The sequence below is a fragment of the Companilactobacillus suantsaicola genome (genome assembly GCF_004745525.1).
Taxonomy (GTDB): Bacteria; Bacillota; Bacilli; order Lactobacillales; family Lactobacillaceae; genus Companilactobacillus; species Companilactobacillus suantsaicola.
Window position 1 is genome coordinate 1 of sequence record NZ_RKLY01000007.1, and the last position, 18,054, is coordinate 18,054.

At 37.3% G+C, this 18,054-nt stretch carries 18 protein-coding genes; all 18 read right to left on the minus strand.

From position 1 onward, the window contains the following. Nucleotides 1–796 (minus strand): hypothetical protein (locus EGT49_RS03750; protein WP_135371664.1); only part of this gene is annotated, 796 nt, incomplete at its 3' end. Next, complete coding sequence (locus EGT49_RS03755) at nucleotides 789–1,979, minus strand: phage tail protein (protein ID WP_135371666.1); 1,191 nt, start codon at nucleotides 1,977–1,979, stop codon at nucleotides 789–791. The genes EGT49_RS03755 and EGT49_RS03750, both read right to left, overlap by 8 nt. Before the next feature lie 12 nt (nucleotides 1,980–1,991). Continuing rightward, the gene (locus tag EGT49_RS03760; protein WP_135371668.1) at nucleotides 1,992–2,819 is read right to left on the minus strand and encodes a phage tail domain-containing protein; all 828 of its coding nucleotides are present in this window, start codon (nucleotides 2,817–2,819) and stop codon (nucleotides 1,992–1,994) included. After that, nucleotides 2,819–7,600 carry a tape measure protein gene (locus EGT49_RS03765; protein ID WP_135371670.1) on the minus strand — a complete coding sequence of 1,594 codons (4,782 nt, stop codon included), beginning with the start codon at nucleotides 7,598–7,600 and terminating at the stop codon, nucleotides 2,819–2,821. The genes EGT49_RS03760 and EGT49_RS03765 overlap by 1 nt, the downstream gene beginning before the upstream one ends. Nucleotides 7,601–7,632: 32 nt before the next feature. Next, the gene (locus EGT49_RS03770; protein WP_057815953.1) at nucleotides 7,633–8,265 is read right to left on the minus strand and encodes a Gp15 family bacteriophage protein; all 633 of its coding nucleotides are present in this window, start codon (nucleotides 8,263–8,265) and stop codon (nucleotides 7,633–7,635) included. 10 nt (nucleotides 8,266–8,275) lie between these two features. Next, nucleotides 8,276–8,671, minus strand: coding sequence for a hypothetical protein (locus EGT49_RS03775; RefSeq protein ID WP_057815952.1), 396 nt, complete (start codon nucleotides 8,669–8,671; stop codon nucleotides 8,276–8,278). An 83-nt stretch (nucleotides 8,672–8,754) separates the two neighbouring features. Continuing rightward, nucleotides 8,755–9,315, minus strand: coding sequence for a phage tail tube protein (locus tag EGT49_RS03780; protein WP_135371672.1), 561 nt, complete (start codon nucleotides 9,313–9,315; stop codon nucleotides 8,755–8,757). 12 nt (nucleotides 9,316–9,327) lie between these two features. Further along, the gene (locus tag EGT49_RS03785) at nucleotides 9,328–9,723 is read right to left on the minus strand and encodes a phage tail terminator protein (RefSeq protein ID WP_135371673.1); all 396 of its coding nucleotides are present in this window, start codon (nucleotides 9,721–9,723) and stop codon (nucleotides 9,328–9,330) included. Continuing rightward, a complete protein-coding gene (locus tag EGT49_RS03790; protein WP_135371675.1) occupies nucleotides 9,707–10,069 on the minus strand; it encodes a minor capsid protein in 363 nt (120 codons plus the stop codon). Before EGT49_RS03790 ends, EGT49_RS03785 begins: the two co-directional genes overlap by 17 nt. Further along, nucleotides 10,070–10,393 (minus strand): putative minor capsid protein, encoded by a 324-nt coding sequence (locus EGT49_RS03795; protein ID WP_135371840.1) that lies wholly within the window; start codon nucleotides 10,391–10,393, stop codon nucleotides 10,070–10,072. A 22-nt stretch (nucleotides 10,394–10,415) separates the two neighbouring features. Further along, nucleotides 10,416–10,835 carry a head-tail connector protein gene (locus EGT49_RS03800; RefSeq protein ID WP_135371677.1) on the minus strand — a complete coding sequence of 140 codons (420 nt, stop codon included), beginning with the start codon at nucleotides 10,833–10,835 and terminating at the stop codon, nucleotides 10,416–10,418. A gap of 28 nt (nucleotides 10,836–10,863) precedes the next feature. Continuing rightward, nucleotides 10,864–11,751 (minus strand): hypothetical protein, encoded by an 888-nt coding sequence (locus EGT49_RS03805; protein ID WP_057815943.1) that lies wholly within the window; start codon nucleotides 11,749–11,751, stop codon nucleotides 10,864–10,866. 22 nt (nucleotides 11,752–11,773) lie between these two features. Next, the gene (locus EGT49_RS03810; protein WP_135371678.1) at nucleotides 11,774–12,346 is read right to left on the minus strand and encodes a phage scaffolding protein; all 573 of its coding nucleotides are present in this window, start codon (nucleotides 12,344–12,346) and stop codon (nucleotides 11,774–11,776) included. 102 nt (nucleotides 12,347–12,448) lie between these two features. Further along, nucleotides 12,449–12,649: a hypothetical protein gene (locus EGT49_RS03815; protein WP_057815939.1), complete on the minus strand. Its 201-nt coding sequence runs from the start codon at nucleotides 12,647–12,649 to the stop codon at nucleotides 12,449–12,451. Between the two features lies 1 nt (nucleotide 12,650). Further along, nucleotides 12,651–14,147 (minus strand): phage minor capsid protein, encoded by a 1,497-nt coding sequence (locus tag EGT49_RS03820; RefSeq protein ID WP_135371680.1) that lies wholly within the window; start codon nucleotides 14,145–14,147, stop codon nucleotides 12,651–12,653. After that, a complete protein-coding gene (locus EGT49_RS03825) occupies nucleotides 14,144–15,625 on the minus strand; it encodes a phage portal protein (protein WP_342772228.1) in 1,482 nt (493 codons plus the stop codon). Before EGT49_RS03825 ends, EGT49_RS03820 begins: the two co-directional genes overlap by 4 nt. Nucleotides 15,626–15,697: 72 nt before the next feature. Further along, nucleotides 15,698–17,041, minus strand: a complete 1,344-nt coding sequence (locus EGT49_RS03830) for a PBSX family phage terminase large subunit (RefSeq protein ID WP_135371683.1) — start codon at nucleotides 17,039–17,041, stop codon at nucleotides 15,698–15,700. Then, nucleotides 16,995–17,906, minus strand: coding sequence for a terminase small subunit (locus tag EGT49_RS03835; RefSeq protein WP_135371685.1), 912 nt, complete (start codon nucleotides 17,904–17,906; stop codon nucleotides 16,995–16,997). The genes EGT49_RS03830 and EGT49_RS03835 overlap by 47 nt, the downstream gene beginning before the upstream one ends. Nucleotides 17,907–18,054 lie beyond the last annotated feature (148 nt).

An 18,054-nucleotide genomic window follows, 5' to 3' on the forward strand; every position in this document is an offset into this window, starting at 1 on the left:
TTTTTTTAATCGCATCGTCAATAGCATTTTGCACATCAACCTCGCCCGCTTTATTGATGTCAATCTTAGTTTTATCTATTTCACTTTGAACCTGTGCCATAGTAACAAACTTAGATACATCTGGCTTTGCACTAGCAATTGCCGTAGTCATCTCTGGCTTTGTAGGATAATTGCTTAGATCTGTTGGTTTAATTCCAGATATAGCAGTACCTATTTCGGTTGTTACATCGCTTTTAGTAGGATAGATACTTAAATCTGGTTTTGCTCCAGATACAGCATTACTTATTTCAGTTGTTACATCACTTTTAGTAGGATAGTTGCTTAAATCTGTTGGTTTAATTCCTTTAATTGCAGTTGAAATAGCTGTTTGAACATCACCGGCTTTTTGGAAGCCCGATAAATCGGGCTGGTTTGCTTTTATCTGATTGGCTATCTCTGCCTTTACTCCATCAGAATCAAGATAATTTGCCAGTGCTGACTTAATACTAGCCTGCACATCGTTAGCTTTTTGGAAACCCGATAAATCTGGCTTCGAATCTGCAATCGCTTTATTGACGATAGACGTAACTTCCTTGACCGTTTCATCTTTAGTAAGGTAATTACTCATTTCTGAGTTTAAACCTTCTATAGCGTTTGAAATAGCACTCTTGACTTGATCTGTGGTCATATATTTGGTTAGATCAACATCAGCATTTACAAGCCCATTTACGAACTCACTAAGTCCGAGCACGGCTTGTGTATGTGTCTGTGGATAGAAATCTTCTCCACCTTTCGACATTTGAACAATTTCAGTCATTAACTTCCCCTACTTTCTTAATTGTAAATTGTTGTTCTATATCTCCACTGCCACCTTGTGAAATCTTTTCTTTTAATTTCTTGATAACGTTATTATCACTATTGCGATTAGATTGCATTTCGACAATCAGTTTATTTGGATCAAGCATAAAATTACCAAATGTTAATGTATCTTCTTGGTTACTCTGTGGGTATAAATCCTTCTGAATAACACGAGTTTCAACATCAATGTCATTTCTATCTTTTAGATAACCCCAATTACCTATTGTCGGGTCATTTAATTTGTCGGTTGGGTTATTAGTCTCAAACTTATTTACGTTCGCCGTGTACTGAATTGATGGATAATCTTTGAGCTTTGCTTTCATCTCTTGAATTAATTGGTCTTCGGTAGTCGCATTATCATCTGTAAATAAATCATCGTCAATCACTCCATAGACTTTTGCAAATGGACTGGTATATTCTGCCTTAACTGTGCTTGATGTTGTCGTGCTGTCTGTATCATCACTTGAATCGTCTGAATCGGACGATTGCAAACTGTCAGAGCTATTTTCTGTTGTCGTCTCGGTAGTTTTACCTACTCCATAAATATGTGTTCTAATCTGCGTATAATCCCCTGTATCTGCAAGCGTGTAAATGTCGCTTCCTGATACATAAACAAACGCATTGTGTTCTCCCAACGATTTATAAATATCAATGTGATACCCGTGTGCTTTAAACTCAAAATTAAAATCACTCATGACTGTATCGGTAAATAATCCTAATGCCTTTTCTTGTCCGATTCCATCTTCGCCAAAATCAAAATTATCAAAACTATCATGACTCGTATACGTGAATTTCGTTCCTTTAGTCAAGAATTGCATGGTACTATCCAAACTCTGGGAACCTGTCAATTTATCCATGATTAAATGATCGTCAAGGTCTTGTAATACCTGCAACCCTGTAATCGTCCTTTGATAATTATTACCAAACGTCGTTCCATCATTCTCGGATATTCGATACTGTTCGCCTGTCTCTGGAACTGTAATTATTGACCTTGGTTGAAGCATTTTATACGCCGATTCATTATCGGGAATGTTTATCGTTGTAAAGTCCAACTGTTCGACCGTATTCAACTGTTGGGTAATATGAACATCACTTACAAGCAACGGTTCTTGATTACCTGTCAAATCGGATATATACAACATACGAACACCCCCTTAATAATAAAATCTCGTTGTAAAACTTATCGTCCAATTACTTGCACCACTTACTACGATTTCATTCTTGCCTACTGCAAAGTCTAGAAATTCATGATTACTATATTGAAATGCTGAAACACCGTCTAAAACAGGTTTCAAACCATAAACCTGCAATTTATTGCCACCATTCAATGCTTTCTTAAACGTTAGCGTTTGATCGGTGGTTTTATTTTCTATTGATAATTGACTTCCAACATTCCCTGTAAATTCAATCAATACTGGTCTTTCATCAGCTTTGAGTGGAATGTGTCCCAAATTCCAAATGTCGAAGTTACTTTGATTGCTATATTTGTATGAAATTTTTTCATCACTCGGAACACCAAGTCCCCAACTCATCAAATTACTTGGAACTGTGAAATCATTCTCGGCTGTCGTAAATACTGTTTCTGCGAATCCTTCTCCATAAACTAAATTGATAGTTATTGGTTGCGAATACCAGAAACTGCCTTGTCTTGGAAAATCAAATGCTTCTGCACGTACCTTCCAACGAATTGTAGGTATACGCATATTGATTACATAAAAATCTTCGTAACTTGCGAATATCTTCAACACTCTTTGGCGCATTAACTCATAATCATAAACATTCTTAGCTTTCACACGAATCACTAACGGAGCCGTTGTCTGTTGAACCTGCGTATCAGTCAATGTTGCTCTTGTTTCATGAATCTGTGTGTATGTAAATTGATAATTTGGACTTGGTGGGTCAAAACTAATAACCCGAATGCCTAAATCATCAAGGTTATATGTTGTTCCATCTAACCGTTGAATTAAAATGCTTTCACTCATTAGTGAAGCCCACCTTTCTTGGATTGAATACTAATTTCTTTGGCTTGCATTGCCTTCATTAATGGATATGTACCTTGTACGATTACACCATTATCAAGCAATGTGTTTACCGTGATATTACCTAAATTATTTGAATTGATTCCAACATTGCCACGACCGATTGAAGCATTAGCATTTGAAATGCTCTTGCCTGTAAATTCATGAGCTTGGTTCCTTGAATTATGAATGGTCTTCAATGCTTTAGCCATGGTTCCATTAGGATTCTTTTCAACTCGTTTCTTGATTGCTTCCATGATTAATTGATCGGCACTATCTCTGTTTGGATTGATTGCTACTTCTGGTTCGCCCGGAATCTCGCCAAAAATAGCTTCTTTATCAGACCAACCACCATTGCCGAATCTTGGACGTCCTTGTGGTCCTGAATGCAACCAGTCAATCTTAGATGTCCCCCAAATTGATGTTGGACCGATTGAACTTTGCCAATCACTGTTATTAAAGAATGCAAGTAATTGGTCGAATGGATTCATAATATTCGTATGTCCCGGAACAGCGTAATAACTGAATGTTGGTGGTGTGTATTGCAAAATACCACGAGCTTCGTTACCACCGCTATTCATATCTTGGATTTGTTGAACAATGTTTCTGCCACCTGATTCGGACTGAATAACCGATTGCAACATCTTAATGAATGAATCACTAGGATTTACCTTCATCATTAAAGCAGCAGCCTTAATCATCTTTGGGTCGTAATTGCCACCCATGCTGAAATCCATATCGGATAATTCTTTCTTGAATGGTTCAGAAATTGACTTCAATAATCCATTTTCTAATGCGGGTCCAAACTGTCTTTCAAATAGACTGCCCGTAAATTTAGCCTTCTTATCGAATGACTTTCTCAATAAAGGCATTGGGTCTTTCTTGATCGTATCAATATGTGTAATTAGATAATCCATCATGTCATTGCTTGCGTCGCCTTTACCATTTGCATGATGTGGCAATCCTGCAACCATTGACATAAATTGCTTAGACATACTGTGTGGCATGATTGACGTATCTTGGTCAAGGTATCGAATTTCTTCGCCTTTAGTACCAACTGGATAAATACCATGGCGCTTATCATATGCTAATTCGTAACCCTGTTCGCCAACGACTGCCAAACCGCCTGCATAACCTGATGTACCACCTGCAAACTGTGCAAGTCCTAACTTCTTACCACCAAATGCACCAATGACTGTGTTTACGCCACCAATACCCTTGTTGATTTGAGCAATGACTTTGCCCATATCCTTGCTAGCAATACCCGGTAGACTATTAAATGCACTTCTGAACGATTTCTTCATAGATGTAAGCCATGAACTCCATGTATCAAGAAACTTACTTGAGAATTTACTTTCAGAATTAAGAACTTTGTTTGTTTCATCAACGAATGTACTGTCTAATTTGCCGACCTTTGATTTTTCATCACTGTTGGCTTTATTCCAGACATCACGCCAATCACTGTTAAACGTCTTCTTAAAACTTCTTAATCGTCTAATAATCTTGTTTACTGAATTATCGAATTGAGTAGCAAATTTACTGTTCTTCGTGGCTTTATTGGCAAGACTTACTTGTTCTTGCAATTCCTTGCCGATATTCTCACGTTTCAATGTCTTAGATAGACGTTGGAAATCTCTATTTAGCTTGCTGAATGGGTCTGATTTGCTCATTCTCTTACTGAATGTGTTCAAGGTCTTAAATGCACTATTTACGACCCTTACTTGTTTAGCAAACTGTCTCCAAATTGGCGTACTCTTCTTGATTTCTCTATCAATCTTATTGATTCGCTTACTTGGGTCATTCTTCTTTAATCCAGTATTTAATCTCTTGAAATCTTTAACAATATCATTCTTCTTTAAAGTCTTATGCAACTTCTTGAAATCAGTATTTAACTTACTGAATGAATCCTTTTTGCCTAACGACTTATTGAATTTCTCCAAAGAATCAAATTGCTTAGTGATTGATTTAAGCGACTTCTTCAAACTAGAAAATGTCTTGGAATACTTCTTCATGGTCTTATCGGATTTCTTGATTTGACCATCATATTTCTTTATTGATGAAATCTGCTTATTGATCTGTTTCTTACTGTTACCAATCTTTAACGTAGGGAACTTCTTAACTGTCTTCTTTAACTTCTTAACAGCTGAATCATAACCACCAATAGCTTTCGCCATAGCCTTGATATTGGCAACGTCCTTACTTGTTACTGTCTTTTGGCTTGCGACCTTTTCAATCGTCTTCTGTGTACTTGCCCCTTGATTCTTCTTAGGAGCCTTTGTCTTTGGACTGGCTTTGACTGTCTTTCTTGGAGCTGTACCTAAATCAATGTTTGGATTGAATCCACCAGAACTGTTGTTATTACGCATTGGATTTGACCCAACTGTCGTAACAGCCTTATTACTTGCATGAGTATTCTTTTGACCCCTTCTGGTTTCCGAATTATCACTCGTAAAGGTATTCTTTACATTCTCAAAATCATCTTTGAAACCTTTAAACAAATTGGACCAACGTTTCTTTAATGCAGGTATAATCTTGTCGAATCTACCCATGAAAGCATTAGAAACTACGTCCCAAATTGAAGACTTAATGCCAAATGCTACCTTGAACATATCTTTGACCATGTCAAATTCTGTCTCTATTGAGCTTTTTAGTGCTCTAATTCCAAAACCAATAACAGGGTGCTTTTTTTCAATCTTAGCAATAATATTATTCCAATTATGCATTGCTTCATGAGTATTGAAACCAATCTTGGCTATGATTCCTTTAGGTTTGAATCCTTTAGCCCAATCATTCCAACCATTGGAGAAATTAAGGGTAGCTTTTCCTGCCCATTTTCCTGCCATTCGACCAATGATATTACCAATCGTAGCGCCGACACCACCACCGAACACTGCACCAATACCGGTACCAATTAAGCCACCGATACCTTTACCTGTTCGTGTGAATCTTTCGTCCTTACTCTTTGATGTAATACCCTTGAATATATCGAATGCGTCAAACGCCATATTTAGCCCTAAGACTAATTTTCCACCGATTGACTTACCAACACTTGTAACTTTGCTTAACTTGCTTGAGCCTAAGATTTTAGATAGAATACCGCCTTTACTTGCACTAGCCGTTGCACCTTCTGCACCTTTTGCTAAATCTGTGCCTAATGCAATGGTCTTCAATCCTTTAAACAATTTGATTAATGATTGGATCTTCAACATGTAATTAGTAATCTTTGATGTTGCCCACATTCCTGCGAGTACACCACCGATAACTTGAATAGCCGTCTTATGCTTTGCGATTCTTTCTAATCCATCAGCAATAGCATTTACTCCATCGCCTTTGGCACCAATAAAAATCTTAAACAGACTTGCTAAACCGTCGATATATCCAATCGTCAAATTACTACCGATTGAGCCAACGCTCTTGAATATTCCTGTGATTGACTTGGCATGGTCAGCAACCCAATTAAGAGAATCTGTTAGCCCTTTACTGATTTTATTAACTGTGCCATTTAATACATTAGGCATATTTGTGTTTCCAACTTGATTGCTGAAAGCACTCATTACGTTATTCATTCCATTGCTAACCTTTTTACTGGCTTGCTTGAATACATCATCAGTCTTTGGATCAGAAACCCAACTGGAAACACTCTTAAATAATGGATTCGACATCTTGAAGAATGGCTCTGTTATTTCTCCAATCAATGCAGGTAATCTACCCTTGATTGTACGAACCATACCTTCGGACGTAGAACCAAAATTCTCGGTAGCCGATTTATATTTCTTCTGCATATTAATAAGAACTTCGTCCATTGTTTTAGAAGAAATTTTACCCGCCGACATCATGTCGTTCATTTGCTTCATGGTTAAACTACTGTTATTCGTTTGCTGTTGCATTGTCTTTAATAACTCGGTACGAATCTTTGGAAAGACGTTAACGAAACTCATCATGTCTTGTGCGGAAATTTTTCCATTGGCTTCCATCTGTGACCATTGCGTTGCGAAATTTTGAACAGAAGCGTCACTTTGACCGAATGCGTCTTGCAACGTCAACATTGCTTTGGTCAATTTTCCTGTTCTTTCGGCATTATTCGTAACAGCGTATAACTTAGAATTTAAATCCTGAACCATGGGAACCGAATTAGCAGCCGCAGCCGCCATGTCGGTCGTCATTTTGACCATCTGTTTACCTTTTTTAGATGAACCGGTTAATGTCGTCCATGTAGCGTTCATTGTCTGCATTTGCTTGTTATATTCAATACCTGCACCAACTACACCAGTCACTGCTGACTTGATCGCATTGAATCCACTGATTGCAGCATTAGAAGCTATGCCACCAAAGAATGCACCACTGAATACGCCCCGAATCTTGCCCGATTGTTCTTTCAAATCTCGAACTTTATCCATTGCAGAACCCATATTGTGGTTGAAATTAGAAAAATCTGCCTTGAATTTCGTCTTAACAGGCTTTTTAAGCGATTCTTCTTCTTTCTTAATACGATTGACCTTGCTGTTTACATCTTCTGTCTGAGCCTTGATTTTTTGTGTTACGGTATCGCCTAATTCGGACTTTACCTTCTCGTGGGTTTCCTTTGCCTTATTAGATACCTTGGACGAGTTATTTTTGAACGATTCGTCCATCTTATCCCCTGCATTATCGCCAAAATTGCGAATTAATTGCTTTGCGGATTCCAAATCAGGCGTGAATTTGTCTTTATTCAAAACTAAATCAATGTCTATTGTTCCATCTGCCATTTAATTACACCCCCTTTCTCGTCTAAATTGAACTATTTCTGTTCAGCCATGCCTTTTAGCATAGTGAACATGTCTCCTACTTGTTGATTGAGTGTATCTACACTTGAATCTTCAAGGGAATAATATTCTTGAGCTCTTGTAAGGTCAGCTAACGCCTGTCCTTGATAATCGAGTATATTTGCTTGCCTGATGTCAATGATTCTCATGATTGGAGATTTACTTGAAAGGTTATTAAAAAGCGCCCTGAACTTCTCCCAACGCATTTTGTCGATTGAATCAATTAGATCAATTCCATAATCAAACAAAAAAGACGCATAAATTGCTTCTGCGTCCTGTTGGTAACTGAACCATTTTGTCGGTTCGATATTCGGTTGATTATTTCCTATCCCTATTTGACTTTCAGGTTGGTATGGGTCTTGTGATATGTACTCTGTGATTTTCTTTAAAGCGTCAGCCGACACTTCGTAATCTTCCATATCATTAAAACTCAACGTATCAGCACCGAGAAAGATATTCCAACCAATAACCAATTTCTTGGTAAGAGCAACGTCGTTTTTATCAAGGAGTTCATACCATTTCAAAACATTATTGAATGAAAGATTTACTTTCAAATCTCCAATTTCAGTGCTTACTCTATCATCTAGCCCATTGGTTAGAGATAACAATATTTACACCCTATTTCTTTTTGGTATTAGTATTGATTTCAACTTTATCAAGGCATTCATTGACCTTGCCGAATACTGTTGCTAATGCTCTTGTTGATTCATTGAAGTATTGGTAAATTTCTGTTCCTTGACCGTCGCCAAAATACTTGTCAAAGAATGGAATGATTGCATTGCGGATTTCTTTATATAATCCTGACATCATTTTCACTTGTTCATCAGTGGACTTCTTATTTACAACGTTTTCTTGCATTCTATTGACCTTGTCAGAAATCTTTTGCACCTTAAATTGAACCTTGTCCATATCTAATGCACATTGGTCATCAAATGTAAGCTCACGCTTTTTGCCACCAATCATAAATGAGTATTTTAGTGCTAGTTGATTATCAATATTTACGTTAATTGCCATTATTAAAAATTCCCTTCTAATTTACCGCCTTCGTCTACCGAATACTGTTTATTTCTTAGGCGATTTTTATACATGATTATTTATTATTTTCCAGTGTCTCCAGAAGCTGTTTTATCTCCTAATGCTTGGCTTGAGCCTGATGTTGTACCATTCTCGCCGTCGCCATCATCATTATTTTTGCCACCTGTACCTAGAACTGGAACGCCATTCAATGAGAATGTAACAGACATTGTTTGACGTGCATTGGCATTACCACCAAATGGAACGATTGCAGTCATGGTTGCATTAGCAATTACTGTGTTTCCTGCTTGATCGATCCAACGGAACAATGTACGCAATGAATCTCCCATGGATAAGAACTTAGAAGCAATATAATCTTGTGCTTCGTCCCCTACCACTCTTTGGAATGTCATTGCAAATGTGACACGCTTACCTGTGACATCTGTTTCACTAAATCCTTTATCATTCCAGAATGATTGTGTATCGGCTGTTTCATTGGCAGCAGGTGTTGCTGTTTGCAATCCTTGAGAAATCTCTGCCCATTGCGCTTTTTCAGCGTCAGTGCTTGGGTCTTGACCGCCATTTAAATCTACTTCAAACTTATTGACCCAGTTTTCAGGTCTTGTTAATGTTTTTGTTGGCATTTTTTATACTTCCTATTTCTTAATATTTGTAACGACATCTACAAAAAAATCGAGCATGTACACTGAATAACCTTGCGTATCTTGTTCAGACACACTGGGCAATCCTGTTTGCTCGATTTCGTCAAATTGAAAGCTGTCGTTCTTACTTTCAATATCATTCAACTGTTCTAGGAAATTTGAGATTTTCCATAATGAATCATTCGCTAATTCTTGGTCTTTTGTTCTGATTGCAATTTCATAATTGATTCGCTTCGTCTGGTTTCCTGCCCAATCTTGGTCAATTATAGAAGACCCCGGCAATGGATATAATCCTATCGAATCATCAGCTTGCATGTACCCTATTCTTACTCTGGTTGGTAAATCTGGAACTGTATTCAAGGCTTCGCATAATCTATCTATTAGGTCCATATAACTTGGCTCCATTGATTAATGCTCTTTTAACATGTCTCATTTTCGATTTATTACCCTTTAACCTTAAATCCCAACGTTTACCAGTCCCCGGTGTCGAATAATTATGGATTGGATATTGATTGTCTATCAATCCAATAAATTGAGCATGAGCATATGGTTGGGTATATCTGATGGTTCTGCCATCATCTGTAACGTAAGAATCATCACGTAAATCCCCTTCTTTGTAAGGCACGTATTTCTCCATCTCTGATTGTGCTTGAGAAGCCGCCGCTTTTCGCCCTGCTTTTACACGATTAGGCATATCATTAATGCCCTTCATGTTTATTGATACATTGATTGCCATTTATAACACTTCCAATTCATAAGACCATACTTCATTGCTGTATGGGTCACGATTATCTGTAATTTGAGTGATTGAGTAGTCTTTTCCTTCAAAATTCAATGTCGAACCAACATGCTTAGGGTTCAAAACTGGCATTGGACTAGTGATTTTGGCATAAAAAAATACAATAGCATTGGCAACGATCTGCCTGTTATTGTTACTTCCTGAATAGATTGTCTGTGGTTGAACTACACAATGTTCAATAGAAATCTTTTCATATTCTTCTTTGCCCCAATTATTCACTTCGCCTGTCTTGAGCTTTAACACAACTGATTGGTTTGCCATCTCTTTGGGAATCGTTGGTAACTTAATGACTATCAACCCCACGATAAAGAAGTCCTGTATGTACTAACAATTCATATGCAGGCAAATATACACCCGACTTGCCATAGGTAACCGCATTTACTGGGTTACTTGACTGTTGAAGATGTGTCCTGCCTATCTGAACGTCTGTAATACCTGCCTTCTGTTGTTCTACCAGACTTGAAGCCCCTAAATCATCTGCAAATTCACACTGTACGCAAATTGCTTTTTGAAATTGGTTTGCTCTGAACTTGATGAAATCATCATCAGAATTTAAATCTTTTTGAATATCATGAAATTCGTAATAATCCTTAACGAGATTACCGACCAATAACTGCGAACTAGCTATAACTTTATTGAATGAATCATTGTCTAACTTCTTGAATCCTAATTCTGTATATCTTGCAAATTCCATTTGCTTCATGTGTTACACCCCTATCTGTGGGTATTAACTAGGCTTTTGAACCTGAACTTGTGCTTGAACTTGCAGGAACTGCACTCATGTAAATACCTGACTTGGCATTATCAAGAACGATTGCGTCATAATATGATAATCCCTTAATTGTGTAACGGTTACCATTACGATCGGTTGATGGGTCAATTACAGAAACATTGTCATACTTGATAACTGGTGCAACTGCTGTCAATGGTGCTAATGCAAATTGAACTGTGTCTTTGATTGATAGACCTGCCAAACGGTCTTTAGCAACTCTCAAAATAGGTACTGAACCGTCGATTTGCGCAACTGTACGATTGATTCCTTGGATTCCCATTTGGTTGGTTGAGAATGTACGAGAAACACCACTTGCATTCTTCAATGCTGTATAGAAACCACTTGAAGCGAACAATACATAACCACCGGGAACTTGGTTATCTGTCATATATGCTTCGGCTTGGTCATATGCGTCAAGAGCATTCTTAGCGTCGATTGTGTCTGTTACTTTCTTGCCTGCGTTATCATAAAGAACTTGCATAGCAACCTTGTCACGACGTGGAATTGTAACCAAACGATTATGTTCGGCAACTACATTACTTACTGTTAATGCTCCATTTTCGTCCATGTCTAATTCGTCAAGGTCATATGAGAACCAATCTTCATGTGTTAGCTTAACTGTTTCTTTATCCATACTTACTTGTGAACGTACATTATCTTGATTACGTTTATATTCTGATGGTTGAACTAAACCACTCATTTTATTAATACGAACTTCATGAGTTCCGACAAAATCAGCTGATGTAACACTCTTTGCACCACCTGTTAATGGTTGCCAAATTTGTGAATCGGCTTGATATTCTTTGTCTAATTCTGCCATGTCTTTTGAATCTAATACTACTGTCATTATGTCTCCACACTCCTATTTGTTATTTACCGCTCATTCGATCGGCAATCTTTTTAACTAATGAATCTTCTTGCCCGCCATTGTTTCCAGAAGGATTGCCACCTTTAAACGCATTGATATGATTATTAGGTTCAGGTTCTTCATTTTCAAATAAGTAATCATGGCTTTCTTTTAAATCCTTGATTTGCTTATCAAGACCGGTCAATTTTCCATCTTCGCCTAATTCAATACCTGACATGTCTAAATCTTTAAACACCAAGTCTGCGTCCTTAGCTTTACTGTCACGCAATGCTAATTTGATTGCATTATCCTTCTTAACGCCTGCGAGTTGAGCCTTAAAATCATCACTCGATTTCTTGTTATCATCTTGTAATTGTGCAATTTGAGCCTTTAATTCTTTATTGTCGCCTGATTTTTCTTTTAAATCCTTTAATTGAGAATCACGATCGGTAACGCCTTGCTTATATGAATCACGTTCTGTCTTTACTGATTCGAGTTCACTCTTGATTGGGTCAATATCAGAATTGTAAGCCTTCATTACTCCATTTACTTGTTCGTCTGATAATCCTAAGTCTTTTAATGCTTTACGTTCCATGCTTAAATTCTCCTAACATTTTTTTGTACGTGGTAACGACCACGACGGATTTTTTTGCATAAAAAAAGAACGGTTTAATGTCATGTTCAGGACAATAATTATTTAATGCTTTGGTACTTCATATTCGACTATATCTTCATTATTTACGGAAAATGTAATATCATCATCTTCGCCAACTTGAGAATGTGGGTAATATTCAGCCAAATAATCTGGCTTTGTATCGTACACTTCAAGAATTGCACCAGTGATACCATCTTTCGTTTTAATCCAACTAAATTCGGGTAATAATTTCTTTGGTGTCATGCTATCCCTTCTTCCTATGATTAACAAAAATACTTGTAAGCCTTAATTCCCCATTTTTAGGGTCTTTAATCCAAGCCGTTCTAACACTTCTTGTATTACCATTTGGACCCTTTATTGGCATATTGATTCTGTATTTTTGACCATGTTCCGTGTCATTTTGTGGAATGGCTTCGTATTTCGTAACGCCATTATAAACCTTGTCCATTAGATCTGTATAATTATTTAAATTATAACCTAAGGCGCTTTGAAAGACTTTTGCCTTAGAAGCTCCACCACTTTTTATGGCTGTTGGGTCTAGTGCATACTTTGTTAATTTTTCTTTATGGAATACAGCATTTTTTGCGTCAGGCATGATGTGTTTATCTACCTTGGTTATTACCTTTTCACGGCTATAATCACGATGTAAGAAATCATGGTCTTTAACTATTTCACGTATCTTGGCACGGTGTCCACTCAATAAACTTTTGTAATGAGATACCCCGAACTCGTCGCCCTGACTTTCAGCATAGGCAATCATCTTCTTGTCTTGTCTAACTAATCTTTCTAATCCACGTTGCTTCTGCTGAATCTTGCCATTTTTAATGGCTTTTTTAGTATTAGGGTGGTGGAATGGATTCGTATTGACACCTTCAATATATGGATATAATTCATGCTTACAATTAGCACCCTGTGTACCCCACGCATAACCATAACCATGATCGTAAATTGTTGGATAACGTGGATTGAAATGTTTATCAGTCCTTGGAACTGTATTTACTATCATTCCTTGAATTGGCGCACATGCAGGACGTGAAGCAGCATGTGAACTCATTGACGCAAGTGTTACTTCAAATTCGCTCATGGTCGACATTCTAACTTGGTTAAAGGTACTATGTGCCGTCGAATTGATAACCATTCGGCTATATCCTTCTAACGACCACCTGTGCCCTGCCTTATCAACTAGGTTCGTTTTCAATCCTGAATCAACCCATTTTTGAACGTTATCTAATATGGCTTGCTCATGTGTTTTAAGACCTGTAATTGTTTCTACTGTTGATTTATTTACAATGTCTTGATATGCCCTTAGAGCTCCATTATCTTCCGCATTCCTGCTGATTAAAGATTGGTTTACTACATTATTCAAATTTGAATATGTCTGTTGCAGTAATCCATTCAATAACTGTTCATTGTCTGGTTTAACATTCGATTTATGTGTCATTCCTACAAGCTGTGCAGTCATTTCATCTTGAATGGTAATGCCATCATCAACAATCATGCTTTTAATCTTCTTTTCAGCCACTCCTGTGACTTGTGAGAGCATTTTAACAACATCACTATTAAGCATGCCCATTTTAGACAACTGCTCTATCTGCCACGATAAGACATTATCCTTACCAACATTCTTGTAGTTTGAATCTCTTAAATAAAAGATAATCCTGTTAAAAATTTCATTTTGCAGGTTCGAATAAAGGTTATTAATATCATCTGCCTTGTCCTGCATATAATCTTGAGTAATCAATCTCCATCGCCACCACCGAATAGTGCATTTTCTCTACCGCTAACTGTATCTTGGCTCGGTGTTTCTTCTTGGATCAATTTCAATTCTTTCTTAACATCTGAATCAGACAAACCATAATTACGTTGTAAGAATGTTCGCTTGGATAATACACCTGCAACGACATTTTTCAGGTCTTCTTCCATCTGCTTGTCTTTATCAACGAACACACCATCGTCATATTGCACATGGATTCCAATATCATTCAAGTTCATCTCATCAGTCATAGTAAATTGAGCTTTTCCATCACTGAAAAACTCTGGTACACTTGCGACTTCCAAAATAGCTTGGCATAACTGTTCAATACATGATGTAACATTCGTCAATATACTGGATCTCGTCTGATATGTCATTGAGTTCTCACTAACGACTTCTGTTGCTGTCTGTAATCCATTATTGGCGTTATAACTGAAAGTCCCTTGAGCCATACCGATATTACTTTCAAACTCACGTAACCACGCATTCATTGAATCGGTAAATTGTTGAACTCTAATATCATGTGTCAAATCCTGAATACCTGAGCCATTGTCTTCGCTCAACATCTTCAAATAGACATCTGTGTCTGTATCAAACATTGGCTTGTGTGTTCTATTATCGAATCTCAACATGCTTTCAGGTACTGCAACTGTTCTCTTGCCGTTTCTAATCTCCCACATGAAACTATCATGAGTAAGATTGAGATTATCCAATGTAGATTTGCTATTATCTACAATCCCAATGCCTAACGGACTTTCAAGACTGATATTATTAGCCCCCGGCATTCTGAAATAGCTAAACAATGGGTGTACCATTCCTGAACCATTCAAAACGACTTGTGGTTCTATATCTGGATATAGTTCTTTAAGACTTACTTGCATGCCAATGATTTCTGGTTGTGTTGAGCGATACAATTCATTGGTTATAACGTAATTACCATTGACCCACTGATGGAACTCTAACAACGTGTAATATGCTGTCTGGTTATTCTCCACCTTGCTTGTTCTACTTACGATTGCCGCTTCACTAATCGAATTTGTATTTGAACGCAATGGATAGAATTGATCGGCACGAATCCATGCAATTTTTATCTTGTCATTATCCACATAAGGTCGCATTGCAAAACCACCTGCAACGATTCCTTTTTCTAGGTTCATTTCGAACTGGTTCTTAAAATCATTGTCGGTCAATACTTGATTAAGATATTCGTTTAAATTCTTATTATCAAAACTAATCTTGCATTGCTCATTAAACACGATTGAAGCGATTCTTTGGCTCGCCCTTTTAGTTAGATTCAATGTATTATATTTTCTCTTACGGCGAACACCAGAAGCGTCTATGTAATGCTTGACTGGATATAGGTTTCTGTAATATCTGAAATCCCTATGAATACGTTCATATTCGTGTTCGTCAATATTGATACGGCTATCATCTGTAATCTTATTGAGTTCTTTTCTTTCTCCCACTGCAACTTGTCCTTTCTGCCATAATCTCTTTATACTGTCTAGCAAGTTCATGTTTCCACCTACCTTTGTTGGCTACCACTTCAAGCCCAAATCTCGTCTATTATCCAAAATGAAATATTGTAGTTGATCGCATGTGTGGTCTTTAACCTTGATAACTTTCGGGTCGTCTGATTCCAATGTGTCTTGGTCCCAACGATATTGCTTGTGTTCTTCAATGAATATCTTGTTGGCTTCCGTGTCCAAATAAAAAAACCTGCCCTGTGCGAGCAAGTCCTGAACGTGGTCAATCATCTGTACTTTTTTGGTCTTAGCGACATGGTGCCATTGGATTCCATAATCCTTATAAAATTCATTATCTAACGCATAATCAGCTGTTGCACTATCGGCAGAACGCTTGTAAGGCTCCATATCCCACCTGTCAATGTTCTTCTGTTCGAACTCGTATAAATCCTTGACCAAATCACTTGGTGCCTTCTTATGCGATTTATTGGCAGGAGAATAATAATACGTATCAAGCAATATAACTCTGCCTTTGGCTGTTAAACCATAACAACCTTCTGTGGTTGCTGATGTTTCGTGTCCTGAATCCACTGAAAAATAGATATTCCATAGCTCATCATCTTCTGGTATTTCATCAATCGAATGGAATAGGTTCATGTTATAAATATTGTCCCCTAATCCAACGACCTTGCCCAAATAGAGCCATTTATAATAATCTAGGTCATTGTGTTTATATCTATCAATCAATTTCAACTGTTGATTCGTTGTTATACCTAATTCATCATCTAGGTACGTTGATGTATCAATGAAATAATCTGGGTCGTCTTCACACTGCTTTATCCACTCATTAATCCAATCATAAGGATTACGTGGTGGGTTATAAGAATAAAAGATTTTCACATCATTCACGAATGGGGACTTCTGCCGAATGAAGGTCGGATTGGCTTGGTCGAATACTTCTGCACTATCAAAGTTGGCAGCTTCTTCATACCACAATGCAATTAAATTCTGCACTGTATTAGATTTCAAACGTTCAGGATTATTCCCACCATAAAAATAAAAGGCACTGCCTGTGCGCTTATTGATAATCCGCATTGGCGATACCTGATATGTAAATTCATTTGCCATGTTCAACATACTAATTGCCCACTGGATCTGTTTATAAACTGAATCCCGAAGGTTTACCGAATTTTCACGAACACACACGATATTGGCTTCATGTCCCTGTTGAATTTCTTTCTTCATCATGGTTACAAGTTTCAAACTAATGGTTGAAGACTTGAACGAACCACGTCCACCCTTTGCAATTACATAAGGCTTTGATGTTCTCCATAACTTGTTAAAATGTGGATTGATTAAGTCCGACATCTTAATTATTGTCTTGTTTGTCTTTGTTTTCGTTGTCGTCTTTATCATCCCCAATGTCATCTATGATAACTGTACTTTCATTGCTTCCGTTGTCGCCAGTTAAAATGTCAGCTTTAGCACGGGCAATATCAGTATCAGCCTTAATCTTACGTAATCTAGCCTTACGCATGATGTCATCATCTTTGAAATATTTCATCAATGAATCAAGTGCCTTCTGCTTGTCATACATCTCAACTACTGCTTCGCCCTTATCAATCTTGACCGATTTGACACTCGAAGTATCGATTTCACTACTATCTTTCATGTTGATAATATGCTCGTAGTAATAAGCCTGTTTACCTGTCTCGGGGTCAATAGTGGGCGTGTAACGATAATTACCGTAATCATCCTCATATTTACCCTTTTTATCATGAATCTTCGTATAAGCCAATTTCTTAACTGTTTTGAAATCCACAACATCTGTAACATCTGAATTAGCTTGCTGAATATACTTTTGAATAATGTCAGCTACATCAAAATAGAGATCAGACGCTTGCTGTTTCTTCAAAATGGATAATTGCTTTTGAATACTAGCATTTACTAGCATCCTTGAACCATTTACATTGGCAACACTATATTCCACCTCGTATGCTTTTTGATACGCCCAAGTAGCATTGAAACGTTGTAAATAGTACAAACAGAACAGTTTTTGCTTATCATTAAGCTCACCATTTTCCTCTAATTCATCAACAATTTTGGGTGCAAACTTTTTGGATTTAGGGTGCAAACTTTTTTTAGTTGGTGCACCTCTTGCCCAACCGTGTCGACTTCTCCAAGACTTAACCGTATTAACCGAAACATCATACTTAGTAGCAATATCCTTGTACTTCATTCCAGCTAAGTAATCTTTCTCAGCTTCTTCCCATTTTTTCATTACATGGCACCTACCTCCTTTTGAGATATTAATTACTTATTTTTTAATTGGTTTAGTTTTAGACTTTGCTTTATTTCTTTTCAAATCACGATCTAGATCACCAATCATCTTAGCTTCTTCCTTAGTCATGTAACCAGCCTTTGTGTGA